Genomic DNA, 16,686 nt, shown 5'->3' with positions numbered 1-16,686 from the left:
GTTGCAGACCAACATACTGATCGTGGAAGACGAGAGAGAGATCCGCCGCTTCTTGCGCAACGCGCTGGAAAGCGAGGGGTGCCGTGTTTTCGATGCCGAAACCCTGCAACGCGGCCTGATTGAGGCGGCGACCCGCAAACCCGACCTGATTATTCTCGATCTGGGCCTGCCGGACGGCGACGGTATCGACTATATCCGCGATCTGCGCCAGTGGAGCGCCATTCCAATTATCGTGCTTTCCGCCCGCACCGATGAACAGGACAAGATCGACGCGCTGGACGCCGGCGCGGAAGATTATCTGACCAAACCCTTTGGCATCGGCGAATTGCTGGCCCGCGTGCGGGTCGCGCTGCGTCGCGCCAGCACTGCGCCGCAGTCTTCGCCACTGATCGTCTTTTCCGATGTCACCGTCGATCTGGTCAATCGCCAGGTCAGCCGCGCCGATGAGGCGATCCATCTCACCCCCATCGAGTTCCGGTTGCTGGCCACCCTGCTTGCCAATCCCGGCAAGGTGCTGACCCAACGCCAGTTGCTCAATCAGGTATGGGGGCCGAATGCGGTGGAGCACAGCCACTACCTGCGTATTTATATGGGCCATCTGCGCCAGAAACTGGAACAAGACCCGGCGCGTCCCCGTCACTTTATTACCGAAACCGCCATCGGCTACCGCTTTATGCCTTAGCTCCCGACAGCAGTTGGCGCCGTCAGGCGGTCATCAAACGATCCCGTAATACTTGATAGTTCGCGACCATGCGCAGCACATTTTCGCGCTGCTCATCGGTTTCCTGATACGAGTAACTGTTAATTGTCGATTCCAGTTCGCCATCTACTAGCGCTTTATAGTCCAGTTGGGTGCCATCCACATAAACCCGGCCGGGGGAACCATCCGAATTGAGCGTTACCGAAGCAGCCTGTACCGACATCCACATGCTCAGCATCATCATACCCACATCGTCGGAGCTCATATCTTTCGTGCTCTCTTCCCAGGCATCTTTAAACGATTGCGGCGCATCCCTGGGGGGGAAAACCATCATGGGAAACTCATGGCCGACGTTCGTATACCCGTCTCTGTCGATATCCTGCGACTGGTTCATCGATACCAACAGGTTAAATGCCTGTTCAGTGCTCATCTCATCAGGATGCAATGCCGTGAGCCCCATGTGGGTATGTTGCAATGCGCTCAGTTCGTTTTCACTGAGACTCTTCACAAAGGATTGGGGATCGCTATACCCGCCCTCTTCCTGCGCCCTTTTCACGACGCTAAGAAAAGTGTCGCGAGAATCGGCAATAAGCTGCAGCCGCTCCTGAGGCAAACCGGCCGCTTCCCGCTCGGCAAGCCATTCATCGAAGCTGTTCTGTATCGACTCAAACGACAGATCATTGCCCGAACCCGCAATGCTTTCTGCCGTTCGCCCTTTCGCCGTTCCCTGATTTAATGCTTCCGCCTTGCTATTTAGCATCTGCGCAAACGTCGCCTCTCGGCTTTGATTACTCACCGTAGAAATCACACGCTGGCTATACGCCGTCGATGTAATTCTCATCAATATTCTCCTTATTCTCAGAGGACTGACGGGCAACGAGTCGCCTTTACGAACAGACGAAACATCGGCGGCGGCCTCATACCGAGACTGTTGTCGAACATCCCAGGCAGGCGCAGACCGCCGCCATCAGCGGCATAATCCGAAAAGATTTACGGTGTCAATCTATCGTTTTGGGTTAATAAATGTAACTAGACGTAAGTACAGCAATTGACAGCATAACCGCCCGGCGCCGGTACCGACCGCGTCGTTTTTTTACAGACTGGCGCCCGCTGCCGCATCGGCGTAGCATTTGCGAACAGATATCATTTTCTTAGGGGATTCATGTGAGTAGCTGGTTGTTCTATGCGCTGCTTTCTGCGCTGTGCGCCGCGCTGGTGGCGCTGTTTGGCAAGATAGGCCTGCAACAATTGGACGCCAACACCGCCACCGCCGTTCGTGCCGTGATCATGGCGCTGTTTCTGGTCGGTGTGGTGGTGGCTCAGGGTAAGCTGTCGCTGGTCAGCGATGTGCTGACCAATCACCAGGCCATGTTGTTTATCGTTCTGAGCGGTGTGGCCGGCGCGCTGTCCTGGTTGTTCTATTTCATGGCGTTGAAAAACGGCAATGTGGCGCAGGTTGCCCCTATCGATAAGCTCAGCGTGGTGTTTGCCGTGATCCTGGCCGTCATTCTGTTGGGAGAAAAAGTGTCGCTGTTGGCGGGCGTGGGTGTTGCATTGATCTCGGCAGGCGCGCTGTTGGTTGCGCTCGGCTGACGAGAGATGAACTGACGAACCGGCGAATCCGTCACATCCGACAGCGGGCGCTGCCGATACAGCGCCCGACTACCATCCAGCAGGAATTACTTCGCGTTGCTCAGCACGGCGCTGACGATTTCCACCGCTTCTTTTTCGATCCGTTCGCGATGCTCGGCACCCAGGAAACTTTCGCAGTAGATTTTATACGCCTCTTCCGTGCCGGACGGACGCGCGGCAAACCAGCCGTTTTCCGTCATCACTTTTAGCCCGCCGATGGACGCGCCATTACCCGGCGCCGCCGTCAAACGTGCGGTGATCGGATCGCCGGCCAGCGTACTGGCCGCCACCTGTTCAGGCGACAATTTGGACAACGCCGCTTTCTGGGCATGCGTCGCCGACGCTTGCAGGCGGTTGTAGCTCGGCGCACCAAAACGTGCGGCCAGCGCATCATAGTGCTGCTGCGGGTTCTTACCGGTCACGGCGGTCATTTCGGCCGCCAGCAGGCACAGAATGATGCCGTCCTTGTCGGTCGACCACGGTTTCCCGTCGAAACGCAGGAACGACGCCCCGGCGCTCTCTTCACCGCCGAAACCCAGGCTCCCATCAAACAAACCGTCGACAAACCACTTAAAGCCAACCGGCACTTCCACCAGCTTGCGACCCAAATCCGCCACCACGCGATCGATCATGGCGCTCGACACCAGCGTTTTCCCGACGGCGACATCACTGCCCCACTGCGGACGGTGACGGAACAGATAATCAATGGCCACGGCCAGATAATGGTTTGGATTCATCAACCCGGCCGGTGTGACGATGCCGTGACGGTCATAATCCGGATCGTTGGCGAACGCCAAATCAAACTTGTCACGCAGCGACAGCAAGCCCACCATCGCCGAACCGGAAGAGCAATCCATGCGGATCACGCCGTCGTGATCCAGCGTCATGAAACGGAACGTCTGATCCACCGCGTCGTTGACCAGCGTCAGATCCAGTTTGTAATGCTCGGCGATGCGCTGCCAGTAGGCGATACCCGAACCGCCCAGCGGGTCGACGCCCAGTTTCAAACCGGCACGCTGGATTGCCGCCATGTCCACCACCGACGTCAACCCTTCGACATAGGGCTGAACCAGATCCTGCTCGTGCAAATACCCGCTCTGGCGAGCTTTATCCAGCGTCAGACGCTTCACTTCGCGCAGATTATCCGCCAGCAGCGCATTGGCGCGCTTTTCGATAACGCTGGTCAGATGGGTATCCGCCGGGCCGCCATTGGTTGGGTTATATTTGATGCCGCCGTCTTCCGGCGGATTGTGGGACGGCGTGATCACAATACCGTCCGCCAGAGCGCCGCCGTTACGGTTATGCACCAGAATGGCATTGGACACCGCAGGCGTCGGCGTAAAGCCATTGTCCTGCTGAATCACCACATCCACACCGTTCGCCGTCAGCACTTCCAACACTGAAATGAACGCCGGCTCGGACAACGCATGGGTATCTTTACCGACATAGCAAGGGCCGGTAACGCCCTGACGGCTCCGCTCTTCAGCAATGGCTTGAGCAATGGCGAGAATGTGCGCCTCATTGAAACTGTGGCGGCTTGCGCTGCCGCGATGACCAGAGGTACCGAACTTCACCGCATGCGCCGGATTGGAAATCTCCGGGCGCAACACATAATACTGGGACGTCAACTGTGCGACATTAATCAGGTCGCTCTGTCGGGCTGGCTGGCCAGCACGTGGATGATTTGCCATGGCGTATTTTCCTGACGCAGTGATTTAAATGGTGCCGCAAACTTTTTCTATCAGTTCCGGTGGAAACTGCATGGCCAGCATGATGTGCTCAATCATGCTTCGCTTGCGACCGGTATTGGTATTGGTAATCACCCAGTATGGCGTGCCCTGAATATGTTTGGGCTTGGTGTGATTACCGTGCAGCATTAACGTTTGCTCATCCCCGGCGAAGTAGACGCGGGTACGGCCATGCAATGACTCGGTAGCGGCGGCGAATTCCTGAGAAGACAGGCTATACAAGGTGGACAGTACCAGCATAAAACGATTGATCGCCTTATTCTGTTCAGCGTATTCATCAGAAAGCAGCAACTCACGCAAGGTCCTAACCTTGTCTCGCGTGCCTTGCAACGCCGCAGGCTGAGCGTCTTCCACCGCAGGGGTTATCGTTTCAGCAGCCACAAGCGCCTCATTGAATTTCAGCATCCGACGCAAAATATCCGATGCGCTTTCGCCAATGTGTTGGGTATGGCTGGCGATATAACGATAAAGCTCTTCGTCGACCTCAATAGTTTTCATCTTTATCCAGTGCTGTTTCTTAATCTTTAATCATTAGGGATTATACAAATTAAGCGTTACCGACCAACGGCGAACAGCCTCATCGGTATCACATTCAGGAAAATCCTCAGGCCGGTCGCCGATTAATCTGACCTCGACTGGCTTTCCCTTTCGCCATCACCGAGCGGCCTCTGACTGTGCCCCGCCCGCGGCCCTCATGGGCACTGCGGATTTATACTGCGGCAGGATTGCTGAGTAAAGTCATGATACCCTAACCCTCTGTCTCTCTGAATGAACTTCACCATGAAATTGAATTATCGCTGGCAAAACGCACAACAACCGCAGAATCGTCTTCCCGTCATTCTCATTCATGGGCTGTTTGGCACCCTCGACAATCTGGGCGTACTGGCCCGCGATCTGCAACAGCGTCACGACACCGTGCAAATCGATCTGCGTAACCACGGGCTATCGCCGCGTGCGCCGGAAATGAATTATTCCGTTATGGCTGAGGATATATGCCAGTTGATTAACGAACTGGGATGCGAGCGCGTCATTCTGATCGGCCATTCGATGGGAGGCAAAGCATCCATGGCGTTGAGTGCGCAACTCCCCGAGCGTATCGACCGCATCGTCGCCATTGATATCGCACCGGTGGATTATCAGGTGCGCCGTCACGATAAGGTTTTCGCCGCTATCCGCGCCGTGAGTGAGGCCGGCGTAATCCGACGCAGCGAAGCCGCCGATCTGATGCGCCCCTACTTGCCAGGTGAAGAAGGCATTGTCCAGTTTCTGCTGAAGTCGTTCCAGCAAGGTGAATGGCGCTTTAACGTTCCCGTGCTCTGGGATCAATACGAAAATATCGTCGGCTGGCAGGAAATCCCCGCCTGGCATGGCCCGATACTGTTCATCCGTGGCGGCAATTCGCCTTATCTGGATGATCGTTACCGCGGAGCGCTGTTGCGTCAATTTCCGCAGGCGAAAGCACACGTCGTCAATGGAGCGGGACATTGGGTGCATGCAGAAAAACCCGATGCGGTGCTAAGGGTGGTAAACCGGTTTCTGAATGACGATTAATCGTGCCGCGCGCGCCGCTCAATGCGGTACAAACCGTTGTCGCAGCGGCGGCGGCTGGGGTATTATGGCGCGCGCAGAAAAAGGAACGGCTCACTGGCCTTGCATCGTTAACCACATTTCATCAAAACACCGCCGCCCGCAATGACGGAGCAGCGTTGTGTTTTGGCCGAATTTCTTGCAGTACCATGACTTATGGCAAAAGAACAAACGGATCGCACCACGCTTGATCTGTTCGCGGATGAGCGTCGCCCTGGCCGCCCCAAAACTAATCCGCTTTCCCGTGATGAACAGTTGCGAATCAACAAACGCAACCAACTTCGGCGTGATCGGGTTCGCGGCTTGCGGCGTATAGAATTGAAGATAAACCACGAAGCCGTGGAAATTCTGAATGCGTTGGCTGAGGAAAAAAACATCAGCCGCAGCGAATTGATTGAGCAAATGTTGCTGGCCCAGTTGGCCGGAGAGAAAACCTGACGTCTTTGTTGGCGTCATCCATGACGCCGGGTTCAATCACTCAGAACGTTTCCCAGTTATCACTTCCCTTACTGCTTTTCCCACTCGCAGGTAATGCTTTGGCTGCAGGCGTCGGGATCGTTTTCGGCTCCATGCGAGGGCGGGAGGGTTGAGCAGAGACGGATTGGTGTTCCGATAACCGGAATACGGACACCGCTTCTGTCAGGATGGCGGCCTGTTCTTCCAGAGAACGAGTCGCTGCAGACGCTTCCTGAACCAGCGAAGCATTCTGTTGAGTAACGCCGTCCATCTCCGTAATCGCCAGCCCTGCCTGTGCGATCCCCTTGCTTTGTTCGGAAGACGCGACGGCGATCTCGGACATGATATCCGTCACATTGGTGACAGCAGTCACGATCTCGCTCATGGTATTGCCGGCGTCGGCAACCAAGGCTGATCCTGAATCTACACAACGGACAGATTCGGCGATCAATCCCTCTATTTCTTTCGCCGCCTGAGCGCTGCGCTGCGCCAGGCTTCTTACTTCGCCCGCCACCACGGCAAAACCACGCCCTTGCTCACCCGCACGCGCAGCTTCCACCGCGGCATTCAGCGCCAGGATATTGGTCTGAAATGCAATTCCGTTGATCACACTCGTGATTTCGGCGATTTTCTTCGAGCTGCCGGAAATATCGGCCATGGTTTTCACGACATTGTCGACCAGCTTCCCGCCTTTGCTGGCGGTCTGCGACGCCTGATTGGCCAGCTGACTGGCATGGCTGGCGTTGTCCGCATTCTGTTTCACGGTTGACGTAAGCTCTTCCATGCTGGCAGCGCTTTCCTCAAGCGCAGCAGCCTGCGATTCCGTTCGCGCCGCCAGATCGTTGTTACCGGACGCAATTTCGGATACCCCCTGATAAATGGTATCCGCGCTGGAACGAATAGTGCTGACCGTATTAGCCAGGCTGGACTGCATATCTCTCAACAACGGAAACAGCCTGCCCACGCAGTTGTTGCCGAAATCTATAATCGGTTTGCCCAACCTGCCAGACGCAATTACCTGGAAATGATCACGCAGATCATTCAGAGGACGTACCAGATAAGCAACCAGATAGCGATCCGTCATTAACAGCATCAACAGGCCGCCAGCCAACCCGGCCAGCAGAATGTTTTGTCCATACCAGGTTATTTTTTCAAGGCGTTTTCCAGCATCCACGAACATTTCGGAACCGGCCTTGTTGAAATTGGTAAAAGAGACATTGAATTGACGGCTGAAAACCGGCACGACATCTTTGGCGAATTTGTCATACTCGACGAGATTATTTTCCACCGCCCGCTGATACATGGGTTCGACCCCTTGAGTAATCAGGTTTTCCCAATCCCGGATAACCGCATCCACTAACGACTGCGACAAACCGGCATGGTCGATCTTTTTGAATGCCTCAAGGTTGGATTTCAGTAAATCTAGTGCAGCCAGAGATGACTTCTGCTGTTCGTCGGCTTTTTGGTTATCACCACTCTTACGATAGTCCACGCCGCGCGCTAACCGAGTCACCATTCGAAAATACTGATCATTCCCCGTATTCACCAAATCCATATTGTTAACCAGCAATGAACTGGTTTTTGACGTCTCGTTCATGGTACGAAACGAGTACATAGTATAAACCGACACCGCAACCCATAGCGCACAAAAGGTACCCAGTACCCACATCATTGCGGTGCGAATAGCAATATTTTTCAGGAATTGCATAGATAGACTCCAGCCTGAATGATTACACAAGGTAAGATTTGTTGTGAGGTATGCAATAAATAAAGACTATGATTGCGCAAAAAACATTGCTGTGATTTACATTTCACGAAGAAACTTGTTCCATTCATCGACCAAATCACAGGAACATTTAGCGCGTTAACGCCTTTAAAAAGCTAAAAATTATTATGCTTTTTAGCAATCCGTCTATTTTCCAATGAGATATTACAGACCTGTATTTTTAAAAAACTAAAAAAATTAAGTAATGAAATTAACACTGCCATTTACTTATCCCGTCGGGCGGCATAGAGATTCGAGTTTCTCCACTATAAACTGTCTGCTATCATTACCGGATCGCTGGTGAGACATACACCATATCCTTAGAAATTAAGAGGTTATCCAATCCATGGCTCTCATAGGCATTTTCTTTGGCAGTGACACAGGCAACACTGAAAATATCGCCAAAGCAATCCAACAGCATCTTGGAACCGAAGTTGCTGAAATTCATGACATTGCCAAAAGCAGTAAAGAAGATCTTGAGCGTTTTGACATCCTGTTGCTGGGTATCCCGACCTGGTACTACGGTGAAGCGCAGTGCGACTGGGATGATTTTTTCCCTACGCTGGAAGAGATCGATTTCGCCGGCAAGCTAGTAGCGATTTTCGGCTGTGGAGACCAGGAAGACTACGCCGAGTATTTCTGTGATGCCATGGGGACTATCCGTGACATTATTGAGCCGCGCGGCGCCACCATCGTCGGCAACTGGCCGACGGAAGGTTACTATTTTGAGGCATCGAAAGGCCTGGTGGATGACAAGCATTTTATCGGGCTCGCCATAGATGAAGACCGTCAGCCGGAATTGACGACAGAACGGGTCGCCGCCTGGGTAAAACAGATCAGCGAAGAGATGAATCTCAAAACATTACTCTCCTAACAGACAATGGCCCTGCCAAATCCAGGGCCATCTCTTATCAAGAGATAAAACCTATCATATAGATAAATACGATTTTTTAACTTTCTGCTACAACAGAGTATAATATTTTCCGGTTTGCTTGCCGCATCGCAATATTGCTCTCGTCAACGGGGCATAGATCGTAGATCTGTGTAGTAGGCGGGAATAGTATGGTAAAGGTTAGGCTGTTTTCATTTCGACAGTGCAGTCCTATAATTGAGGGCAGTAACCTTTTTTAAGCCGACCGATGAGACCAGGCTATCAGCCTGACTGACAAAAAGTAGAGCAACAGGACAATATCCGCATGACTGACAATAATACCGCATTAAAGAAGGCCGGCCTGAAAGTCACACTTCCCCGATTAAAAATACTGGAAGTGCTTCAGGCTCCTGAGTGCCATCACGTCAGCGCGGAAGATCTCTATAAGAAGCTGATCGATATGGGCGAAGAAATCGGTCTGGCGACGGTCTATCGCGTACTGAACCAGTTCGATGACGCCGGCATTGTCACCCGACATAATTTTGAAGGTGGTAAATCGGTATTTGAACTGACCCAACAGCACCATCATGATCACCTTATCTGTCTGGATTGCGGTCGTGTTATCGAATTCAGCGACGAATCCATCGAGGCGCGTCAGCGCGAGATCTCTGAAAAACACGGCATCAAGCTGACCAACCACAGTTTATATCTTTATGGTCACTGTATTGACGGCAACTGCCGTGAAGATGATAGCCTGCATGAAGAGCGCTAATTACTTATCCGAGTGTTAAAAAAACCGCAGAAAGCGTTTTTTTACGCACCGAATACGTGACGCAATCATAGCGAATCAGTAGCCTGATTCCTGCCTTGCAACATATCCGGCTAAAAAAAACCGCCACTCGGCGGTTTTTTTGTCATGCGAGGTGTCAATAGTATTAACCCACCCAGCTGTCTCTCAGACCAACAGTACGATTGAACACCAGATGTTCAACACTGGAGTATACCGGGTCAGCACAAAAATACCCTTCACGTTCAAACTGATAGGCTTTTTCCGCCTGAGCCTGGCTCAAGCTCGCCTCAACAACCCCTTGCACGATCCTCAGAGAATCCGGGTTGATCGTGGAGAGAAAATCATCCGCAGCACCGGGATTCGGTACGCTAAACAGACGATCATACAAGCGGAATTCCGCAGACAGTGCATGAGCAGCAGAAACCCAATGAATAACCCCTTTTACCTTGCGGCCGTCCGCCGGATCCTTACTCAAGGTATCCGCATCATAACTGCAGTAAATCGTGGTAATGGCGCCCTGTTCATCCTTATCGATACGTTCGGCTTTAATAACGTAGGCGTTACGCAGACGTACCTCTTTGCCCAACACCAAGCGCTTGTATTGTTTATTGGCTTCTTCACGAAAATCGGTCCGATCGATATAGATTTCGCGGCTAAACGCCACCTGCCGGGTTCCCATCTCCGGTTTATTTGGATGGTTCGGCATTTCAACCCACTCTTCGTGGTTCTCTGGCAGGTTTTCAATAACAACGCGCACCGGATCCAGCACCGCCATTGCACGCGGCGCGTTTTCATTCAGGTCATCACGAATACAGGATTCCAGCGCGGCCATTTCCACCGTGTTATCTTGTTTAGTGACGCCGATACGACGACAAAATTCACGAATAGACGCAGCGGTATAACCACGACGGCGCAGACCGGAGATCGTCGGCATACGCGGATCGCTCCAGCCCTCTACATGCTTGTCCGTCACTAACAGATTCAGCTTACGTTTAGACATCACCGTGTATTCGAGATTGAGCCGAGAAAACTCATACTGCCGCGGATGGCAGGCAATGCTGATGTTATCCAGCACCCAGTCATAAAGGCGGCGGTTATCCTGGAATTCAAGCGTACACAGCGAATGAGTGATACCTTCCAGCGCATCGGAAATGCAGTGGGTAAAATCATACATCGGGTAGATGCACCACTTGTTCCCAGTCTGATGATGCTCGGCAAATTTGATGCGATATAACACGGGGTCTCGCATCACGATAAAGGGCGAGGCCATATCGATTTTCGCACGCAGGCAAGCACTACCTTCGGTGAATTCCCCATTGCGCATTTTTTCAAACAGCGCGAGGTTCTCTTCCACGGTGCGATCGCGGTAAGGGCTGTTTTTCCCCGGCGCGGTCAGCGTGCCGCGATACTCGCGAATCTGTTCCGGCGTCAATTCATCAACATACGCCAGACCTTTGCTGATCAGCTCAACCGCATACGAATACAGCTGATCGAAATAATCAGAGGAATAGCGGATATCACCGCTCCAGGAAAAACCGAGCCATTGCACGTCATGCTTAATCGACTCAACGTACTCGATATCTTCCTTCACCGGATTGGTATCGTCGAAACGCAGGTTGCATTTGCCCTCGTAATCAACGGCAATACCAAAATTCAGACAAATGGATTTGGCATGGCCAATATGCAGATAGCCGTTCGGCTCCGGCGGAAACCGCGTCTGAATACTACGATGCTTACCAGAAGCCAAATCTTCATCAATAATCTGGCGAATAAAATTGGTTGGGCGGGCTTCAGCCTCACTCATGCTTGGTTCCTCAATGCGAAAAACAACTCATAACCGCTAATGATCCAACAAGCTAAGCGGGGAAACAACTGTTTGTTGAATGAAAGTTTAAGATAAAAAACGGAGAACTGCTTTCGCATATTCTCCGTTTTAGTCGCGGACAGCCAATAACGATGCGAGGTTTATTCTTCCGCTACCTGCCGCAAAGCCATAGCGATACTTTCAGCCTGTGTCCCCACAACAATCTGCACGTTCTGTTTGTTAAGACGTATCACACCGGCCGCCCCTAGCTGTTTGGCCGCGGATTCATCCACCAGCGACGAGTCTTTCACCGTCAGCCGTAACCGCGTAATACAAGCGTCGATCGCTGTCACATTGTCCTTACCGCCCAAAACCTGCAGATAGGCACGCGCCACCGACTTGTCATCTCCGGCATCCACCCGGGCGGCAGGTGCATCGGCCGTAGCAGCCTCGCGGCCTGGCGTCATCAGGTTAAAACGAACAATCGTGAAGCGAAACACGACATAATAAATCGCAAAAAATACGATGCCTTGCAGCAACAGCATGTACCACTGCGTCGCCAGCGGGTTACGGGAAGAAAGCACCATATCCACCAGACCGGCGCTGAAACCAAACCCGGCAATCCAGTGCATACTGGCAGCGATGAAAACGGAAATCCCGGTCAGCAGCGCATGCAGCACATACAACACCGGCGCAACGAACATAAAGGAGAATTCCAGCGGTTCGGTGATACCGGTAAAGAACGCAGCAAATGCTGCCGCCACCATGATACCCGCGACACGGCTACGGTTTTCCGGACGCGCACAGTGATAAATGGCCAGCGCCGCGCCGGGCAAACCGAACATCATGATCGGGAAGAAACCGGCCTGATAGCGCCCGGTGATTCCCGGAATTGCTTTACCGGCATCAATCGCCTGCTGCCCGCTCAGGAAATTAGGGATATCGTTGATACCCGCAACATCGAACCAGAACACCGAGTTAAGCGCATGATGCAGACCAACCGGAATCAGCAGACGGTTAAAGAACGCATAAACGCCGGCGCCCACCGCCCCGAGTTGCTGGATATGTTCGCCAAAAGCGACCAGCGCGCCGTAAATCACCGGCCAAACGTACATCAACACGAATGCAGCCACGATCATCAACAACGACGTCAAAATCGGAACCAACCGACGCCCGCTGAAGAAAGACAGCGCTTTAGGCAATTCGACATTACTAAAGCGATTATAGAGTTCGGCGGAAATCACCCCGACCAGAATCCCCACGAACTGGTTTTCAATTTTTGAAAACGCAGCGGGCACCTGTGCCAGCGGAATATGCTGGATCATCGATACCGCTGCCGGTGAGCACAACGTCGTCACCACCAGGTATCCAACGAATCCGGACAACGCCGCAGCCCCATCCTTATCTTTAGACATACCGTAAGCGACGCCGACAGCGAACAGCACGGCCATATGCTCGATGATCGCGGCGCCGGATTTGATCAGCAACGCCGCCAACGCGCTTTCGCTCCCCCAGCCAACCGGGTCAATCCAGTATCCCACCCCCATCAGGATGGCGGCGGCGGGCAATGTGGCGACCGGCACCATCAGCGCCCGGCCTACCTTTTGTAAATAACTGAGTATACTCACCTTCCCCTCTCCCCTTTCAGCCAACAGGTTATTTTACTGGTGCAACCATCTTCACTTATCGCCAGTCTTCTAGACCGGATACAACGTGTCAACAGAATAATTCGTCACGAAAATTAATAGCATGGATTATGTGATAAAAATCACCAAAAATGCACATATTAAAAGTTTATGGCGCACCATTATCACGACTTATTTCAAGATAAAAAAAACGCGCTACACTGGGCCCAGATTTGGAAACATTCAATACGACTTTGCCGCTACCAGGCAACCCCATCGACGAGGAGTACAGCAATGAGATTGATTCCGTTAACCCACGCCGAACAGGTCGGAAAATGGGCCGCCCACTACATCGCACAACGCATCAACGCATTCAAGCCTACGGCGGAACGCCCTTTCATCCTGGGGCTACCAACCGGCAGTTCGCCGCTGGCGGCGTACAAAGCCCTGATCGAGTTATATAAAGCGGGCAAAGTCAGTTTCAGACATGTCGTCACTTTCAATATGGATGAATATGTCGGGCTGCCCGCCGATCATCCGGAAAGTTACCGTTCCTTCATGTACAACAATTTTTTCAATCATGTTGATATTCCAGACGAAAATATCAATCTGCTGAATGGTAACGCAGCAGACATCACCGCTGAATGTCAGCAATATGAAGAAAAAATCAGGTGTTACGGTAAAATCCACTTATTCATGGGCGGTGTTGGCAATGACGGGCATATCGCGTTCAACGAGCCGGCGTCATCGCTGGTTTCCCGTACTCGGATCAAAACCCTGACGGAAGAGACCCGCATCGCCAATTCCCGCTTCTTCGGCGGCGATGTTGATCAGGTGCCCAAATATGCGCTGACGGTAGGCGTGGGGACATTGCTGGATGCGGAAGAAGTCATGATTTTGGTGACGGGGCGACACAAAGCGCTGGCATTACAGGCCGCCGTGGAGGGCAACGTCAACCATCTGTGGACTATCAGCTGTCTGCAGTTGCATGCCCGTTCGCTGATCGTCTGCGACGAGCCGTCAACCATGGAACTGAAAGTGAAAACGGTGAAATATTTCCGCGAACTGGAAGCTGAAAATATTAAAAACCTGTAGTCAGTGAGTCGGGAGATTAAGGAGATTACGATGTACGCTTTAATCAACGGTCGTATTTTTACCGGCCATCAGGTATTGGACGCACATGCGGTTATCATTGCCGATGGGGTGATTCATCAGGTCTGCTCGGTGCAGGATGTACCACCAGATCTACACCAACGCGACCTGGCGGGCGCCCTGTTGGCACCCGGGTTTATCGATCTGCAGTTGAATGGCTGCGGCGGCGTTCAATTCAACGATTCGATGGAGACCATTTCCGTCAAAACGCTGGAAGTCATGCAACGGGCAAATGAAAAATCCGGCTGTACCAGTTTTCTGCCGACCTTGATTACCTCGTCCGACGCCTTCATGAAACACAGCGTGGAAGTGATGCGAGCCTGGCTGGCACAGCATCGCAACCAGGCACTGGGGTTACACCTTGAGGGGCCCTGGCTAAACCCGGTGAAAAAAGGTACGCACGACGCCAGTTTTATCCGCCAGCCGGATAACGAGCTGGTGGATTATCTGTGCGATAACGCCGATGTCATCAGCAAAATCACGCTGGCGCCGGAATGCGTGCCTACCGCCGTCATCAGAAAATTGATACGGGCAGGAATTGTGGTTTCCGCCGGCCATTCCAACGCCACCTGGGCAGAAGCGAAACAAGGCTTTGCCGCCGGTATCCGATTTGCCACCCATCTGTTTAACGCCATGCCGCATATAACAGGGCGCGAGCCTGGGCTGGTCGGCGCCATCTACGACGCCCCCGAAGTTTACTGCGGCATCATCGCCGACGGCTATCACGTCAACTGGGCGTCGATCCGCAACACGAAGCGCATCAAAGGCGACAAGCTGGTGTTGGTCACTGACGCCACGGCGCCGGCTGGCGCCAACATTGATCGGTTCATTTTTGCCGGCAAACCCATATACTACCGCGATGGTATCTGCGTGGACGAAAACGGCACCCTTAGCGGTTCCGCACTCACCATGATAGACGCCGTACACAATTGTGTTGAACATGCGGGCATTGCTTTGGATGAAGCATTAAGAATGGCGACGCTGTATCCGGCGAGAGCCATCGGGGAAGACCACCGACTGGGCAGTATTGAAGCCGGCAAGGTGGCAAACCTGGCCGTCTTTACCCGCGATTTTCAGATCCTCAATACCTTCGTCAACGGTGAAGATGTATTGAATACCGACGAGTAGCGTTTTCATGACCACAGGCGGACAGGCACAGATAGGCAACATTGATCTTGTCAAACAGCTCAACAGCGCGGTGGTATATCGCCTGATTGATCAACAGGGCCCGATTTCACGCATACAAATCGCAGAGCAAAGCCAGTTAGCCCCCGCTAGTGTCACCAAAATCACCCGCCAGTTGTTGGAGCGCGGGTTGATCAAAGAAGTGGATCAACAAGCCTCTACCGGAGGCCGGCGCGCCATCTCCATCATTTCCGAAACACGCCCCTTTCACGCCATTGCCGTCCGGCTCGGGCGGCATGACGCCACCATCGCCTTGTATGATCTTCAGGGGAAACGGCTGGAGGAATCGCACTACGATCTGCCGGAAACAACGCAAGATACGCTGGAAACCGCGCTATTCAACGCCATCCGGCAATTTACCGACACTCACCAGCGCCGTATCAGAGAGCTGATCGCCATCTCGGTGGTGCTGCCCGGTCTGGTTGATCCTAACGCTGGCGTTGTACGCTACATGCCGCATATTCCCGTCGATAACTGGCCGCTGGTGGAACGCCTGCAAAGCCAGTTCAACGTTTACAGTTTCGTCGGTCATGACATCCGCAGCCTGGCGCTGGCCGAACATTATTTCGGCGCGACCCGAGATTGTCAGGACTCCATACTGGTGCGAGTCCATCGCGGCGTCGGCGCGGGTGTTCTGGTCAACGGAGGAATTTTTCTTGGCAGTAACGGTAACGTGGGGGAAATCGGCCATATCCAGATAGACCCACTGGGCGACCGCTGCCATTGCGGCAACTTCGGCTGTCTCGAAACGGTGGTATCAAACGGTGCGATTGAAAACCGGGTGCAACACCTGCTGCAGCAAGGATTCCCCAGCAAACTGACGGCCGACAACGCCCGTATCGACGCGATTTGCAAAGCGGCCAACCGGGGCGATGAGCTGGCGCGTGAAGTCATTGAGCTGGCGGGTCTGAATCTGGGAAAAGCCTTGTCTATGGCGATTAACCTGTTCAATCCGCAGCGGGTGGTCATCGCCGGCGAAATTATCGAGGCGGAAAAGTTGTTGTTGCCCGCCATCCAACGTTGCATCAATACGCAGGTGCTCAGGGACTTCCGCAACAACCTGCCGGTGGTGGTATCACAACTCCACCATCTGTCGGCCATCGGAGCATTTGCGCTGGTCAAACGCGCGATGCTGAATGGCGTGTTGTTGCAACGTCTGCTTGAAAATCAGTAAGTTCAAAACTTCGCCATAAGGCCGGATTATGGGATCGCCAAAAATCCGGTCTTCCCCTCTCATTGTTTTATACAAACACCAATAAACTACCTCATTAATTCAATATTCATCATCACAATGGCTTTTTTCATTAAATGATATTGAATTACTACGGCCTTTTGATGCTAAATCAATGTCACTGACACGGCGGATATCAT

15 protein-coding genes are annotated in these 16,686 nt (G+C 52.9%); 9 read left to right on the top strand and 6 right to left on the bottom strand.

All coding sequences use genetic code 11. The features are described 5' to 3' along the window. The first annotated feature begins 1 nt into the window (after window position 1). A complete protein-coding gene (gene kdpE, locus DPA2511_RS05800; protein WP_012764748.1) occupies window positions 2–682 on the top strand; it encodes a two-component system response regulator KdpE in 681 nt (226 codons plus the stop codon). 22 nt (window positions 683–704) lie between these two features. On the opposite strand, the gene DPA2511_RS05795 is transcribed toward kdpE, so the two are convergent. Then, entirely contained in the window at window positions 705–1,541 is an 837-nt protein-coding gene (locus tag DPA2511_RS05795; RefSeq protein WP_012764747.1) for a hypothetical protein, read from the bottom strand. Between the two features lie 323 nt (window positions 1,542–1,864). Between DPA2511_RS05795 and DPA2511_RS05790 the strand changes: the two genes are divergently transcribed. Continuing rightward, on the top strand, window positions 1,865–2,293 hold the full coding sequence (locus tag DPA2511_RS05790) for an EamA family transporter (RefSeq protein WP_012764746.1): 429 nt from the start codon (window positions 1,865–1,867) through the stop codon (window positions 2,291–2,293). A gap of 86 nt (window positions 2,294–2,379) precedes the next feature. On the opposite strand, the gene pgm is transcribed toward DPA2511_RS05790, so the two are convergent. Next, on the bottom strand, window positions 2,380–4,023 hold the full coding sequence (pgm, locus tag DPA2511_RS05785) for a phosphoglucomutase (alpha-D-glucose-1,6-bisphosphate-dependent) (RefSeq protein WP_012764745.1): 1,644 nt from the start codon (window positions 4,021–4,023) through the stop codon (window positions 2,380–2,382). 24 nt (window positions 4,024–4,047) lie between these two features. Further along, window positions 4,048–4,578 (bottom strand): replication initiation negative regulator SeqA, encoded by a 531-nt coding sequence (gene seqA, locus DPA2511_RS05780; protein ID WP_012764744.1) that lies wholly within the window; start codon window positions 4,576–4,578, stop codon window positions 4,048–4,050. A gap of 282 nt (window positions 4,579–4,860) precedes the next feature. Between seqA and ybfF the strand changes: the two genes are divergently transcribed. Beyond that, on the top strand, window positions 4,861–5,631 hold the full coding sequence (ybfF, locus tag DPA2511_RS05775; RefSeq protein ID WP_035049477.1) for an esterase: 771 nt from the start codon (window positions 4,861–4,863) through the stop codon (window positions 5,629–5,631). Between the two features lie 192 nt (window positions 5,632–5,823). Further along, window positions 5,824–6,105, top strand: coding sequence for a LexA regulated protein (gene ybfE, locus DPA2511_RS05770; protein ID WP_012764742.1), 282 nt, complete (start codon window positions 5,824–5,826; stop codon window positions 6,103–6,105). Window positions 6,106–6,145: 40 nt separating this feature from the next. Here ybfE and DPA2511_RS05765 read toward each other — a convergent pair whose 3' ends face one another. Continuing rightward, entirely contained in the window at window positions 6,146–7,831 is a 1,686-nt protein-coding gene (locus DPA2511_RS05765) for a methyl-accepting chemotaxis protein (RefSeq protein ID WP_012764741.1), read from the bottom strand. 403 nt (window positions 7,832–8,234) lie between these two features. On the opposite strand from DPA2511_RS05765, the gene fldA reads away from it, so the two are divergent. Both fldA and fur read left to right on the top strand, forming a co-directional pair. Next, the gene (gene fldA / locus DPA2511_RS05760) at window positions 8,235–8,762 is read left to right on the top strand and encodes a flavodoxin FldA (protein ID WP_012764740.1); all 528 of its coding nucleotides are present in this window, start codon (window positions 8,235–8,237) and stop codon (window positions 8,760–8,762) included. Window positions 8,763–9,084: 322 nt separating this feature from the next. Beyond that, window positions 9,085–9,531, top strand: a complete 447-nt coding sequence (fur, locus tag DPA2511_RS05755; protein ID WP_012764739.1) for a ferric iron uptake transcriptional regulator — start codon at window positions 9,085–9,087, stop codon at window positions 9,529–9,531. A gap of 163 nt (window positions 9,532–9,694) precedes the next feature. On the opposite strand, the gene glnS is transcribed toward fur, so the two are convergent. Both glnS and nagE read right to left on the bottom strand, forming a co-directional pair. Then, on the bottom strand, window positions 9,695–11,353 hold the full coding sequence (gene glnS / locus DPA2511_RS05750; RefSeq protein ID WP_012764738.1) for a glutamine--tRNA ligase: 1,659 nt from the start codon (window positions 11,351–11,353) through the stop codon (window positions 9,695–9,697). A gap of 161 nt (window positions 11,354–11,514) precedes the next feature. Beyond that, window positions 11,515–12,981, bottom strand: a complete 1,467-nt coding sequence (gene nagE / locus DPA2511_RS05745; protein ID WP_012764737.1) for an N-acetylglucosamine-specific PTS transporter subunit IIBC — start codon at window positions 12,979–12,981, stop codon at window positions 11,515–11,517. A gap of 291 nt (window positions 12,982–13,272) precedes the next feature. On the opposite strand from nagE, the gene nagB reads away from it, so the two are divergent. From nagB to nagC, 3 genes are read left to right on the top strand one after another with little or no spacing between them, the layout of a single operon-like run. Continuing rightward, window positions 13,273–14,073, top strand: a complete 801-nt coding sequence (nagB, locus tag DPA2511_RS05740) for a glucosamine-6-phosphate deaminase (RefSeq protein WP_012764736.1) — start codon at window positions 13,273–13,275, stop codon at window positions 14,071–14,073. A gap of 30 nt (window positions 14,074–14,103) precedes the next feature. Further along, a complete protein-coding gene (gene nagA, locus DPA2511_RS05735) occupies window positions 14,104–15,258 on the top strand; it encodes an N-acetylglucosamine-6-phosphate deacetylase (protein WP_012764735.1) in 1,155 nt (384 codons plus the stop codon). Window positions 15,259–15,265: 7 nt separating this feature from the next. Beyond that, window positions 15,266–16,489 (top strand): DNA-binding transcriptional regulator NagC, encoded by a 1,224-nt coding sequence (gene nagC, locus DPA2511_RS05730; RefSeq protein ID WP_012764734.1) that lies wholly within the window; start codon window positions 15,266–15,268, stop codon window positions 16,487–16,489. The last annotated feature ends 197 nt before the right edge of the window (window positions 16,490–16,686 follow it).

The sequence above is a fragment of the Musicola paradisiaca NCPPB 2511 genome (assembly GCF_000400505.1).
GTDB classification, from domain to species: domain Bacteria; phylum Pseudomonadota; class Gammaproteobacteria; order Enterobacterales; family Enterobacteriaceae; genus Musicola; species Musicola paradisiaca.
The sequence above is the reverse complement of the archived record's forward strand: the minus strand, read 5'-3'. Positions and strand labels throughout refer to the sequence as shown.

Excerpts from the sequence above, each read along its gene's own strand:
- DPA2511_RS05765 (WP_012764741.1), bottom strand. The coding sequence starts at position 7,831 with ATGCAATTCCTGAAAAATATTGCTATTCGCACCGCAATGATGTGGGTA.
- fur (WP_012764739.1), top strand. The coding sequence starts at position 9,085 with ATGACTGACAATAATACCGCATTAAAGAAGGCCGGCCTGAAAGTCACA.
- seqA (WP_012764744.1), bottom strand. The coding sequence starts at position 4,578 with ATGAAAACTATTGAGGTCGACGAAGAGCTTTATCGTTATATCGCCAGC.
- nagC (WP_012764734.1), top strand. The coding sequence starts at position 15,266 with ATGACCACAGGCGGACAGGCACAGATAGGCAACATTGATCTTGTCAAA.
- glnS (WP_012764738.1), bottom strand. The coding sequence starts at position 11,353 with ATGAGTGAGGCTGAAGCCCGCCCAACCAATTTTATTCGCCAGATTATT.
- ybfF (WP_035049477.1), top strand. The coding sequence starts at position 4,861 with ATGAAATTGAATTATCGCTGGCAAAACGCACAACAACCGCAGAATCGT.
- fldA (WP_012764740.1), top strand. The coding sequence starts at position 8,235 with ATGGCTCTCATAGGCATTTTCTTTGGCAGTGACACAGGCAACACTGAA.
- pgm (WP_012764745.1), bottom strand. The coding sequence starts at position 4,023 with ATGGCAAATCATCCACGTGCTGGCCAGCCAGCCCGACAGAGCGACCTG.
- nagA (WP_012764735.1), top strand. The coding sequence starts at position 14,104 with ATGTACGCTTTAATCAACGGTCGTATTTTTACCGGCCATCAGGTATTG.
- nagB (WP_012764736.1), top strand. The coding sequence starts at position 13,273 with ATGAGATTGATTCCGTTAACCCACGCCGAACAGGTCGGAAAATGGGCC.
- DPA2511_RS05795 (WP_012764747.1), bottom strand. The coding sequence starts at position 1,541 with ATGAGAATTACATCGACGGCGTATAGCCAGCGTGTGATTTCTACGGTG.
- ybfE (WP_012764742.1), top strand. The coding sequence starts at position 5,824 with ATGGCAAAAGAACAAACGGATCGCACCACGCTTGATCTGTTCGCGGAT.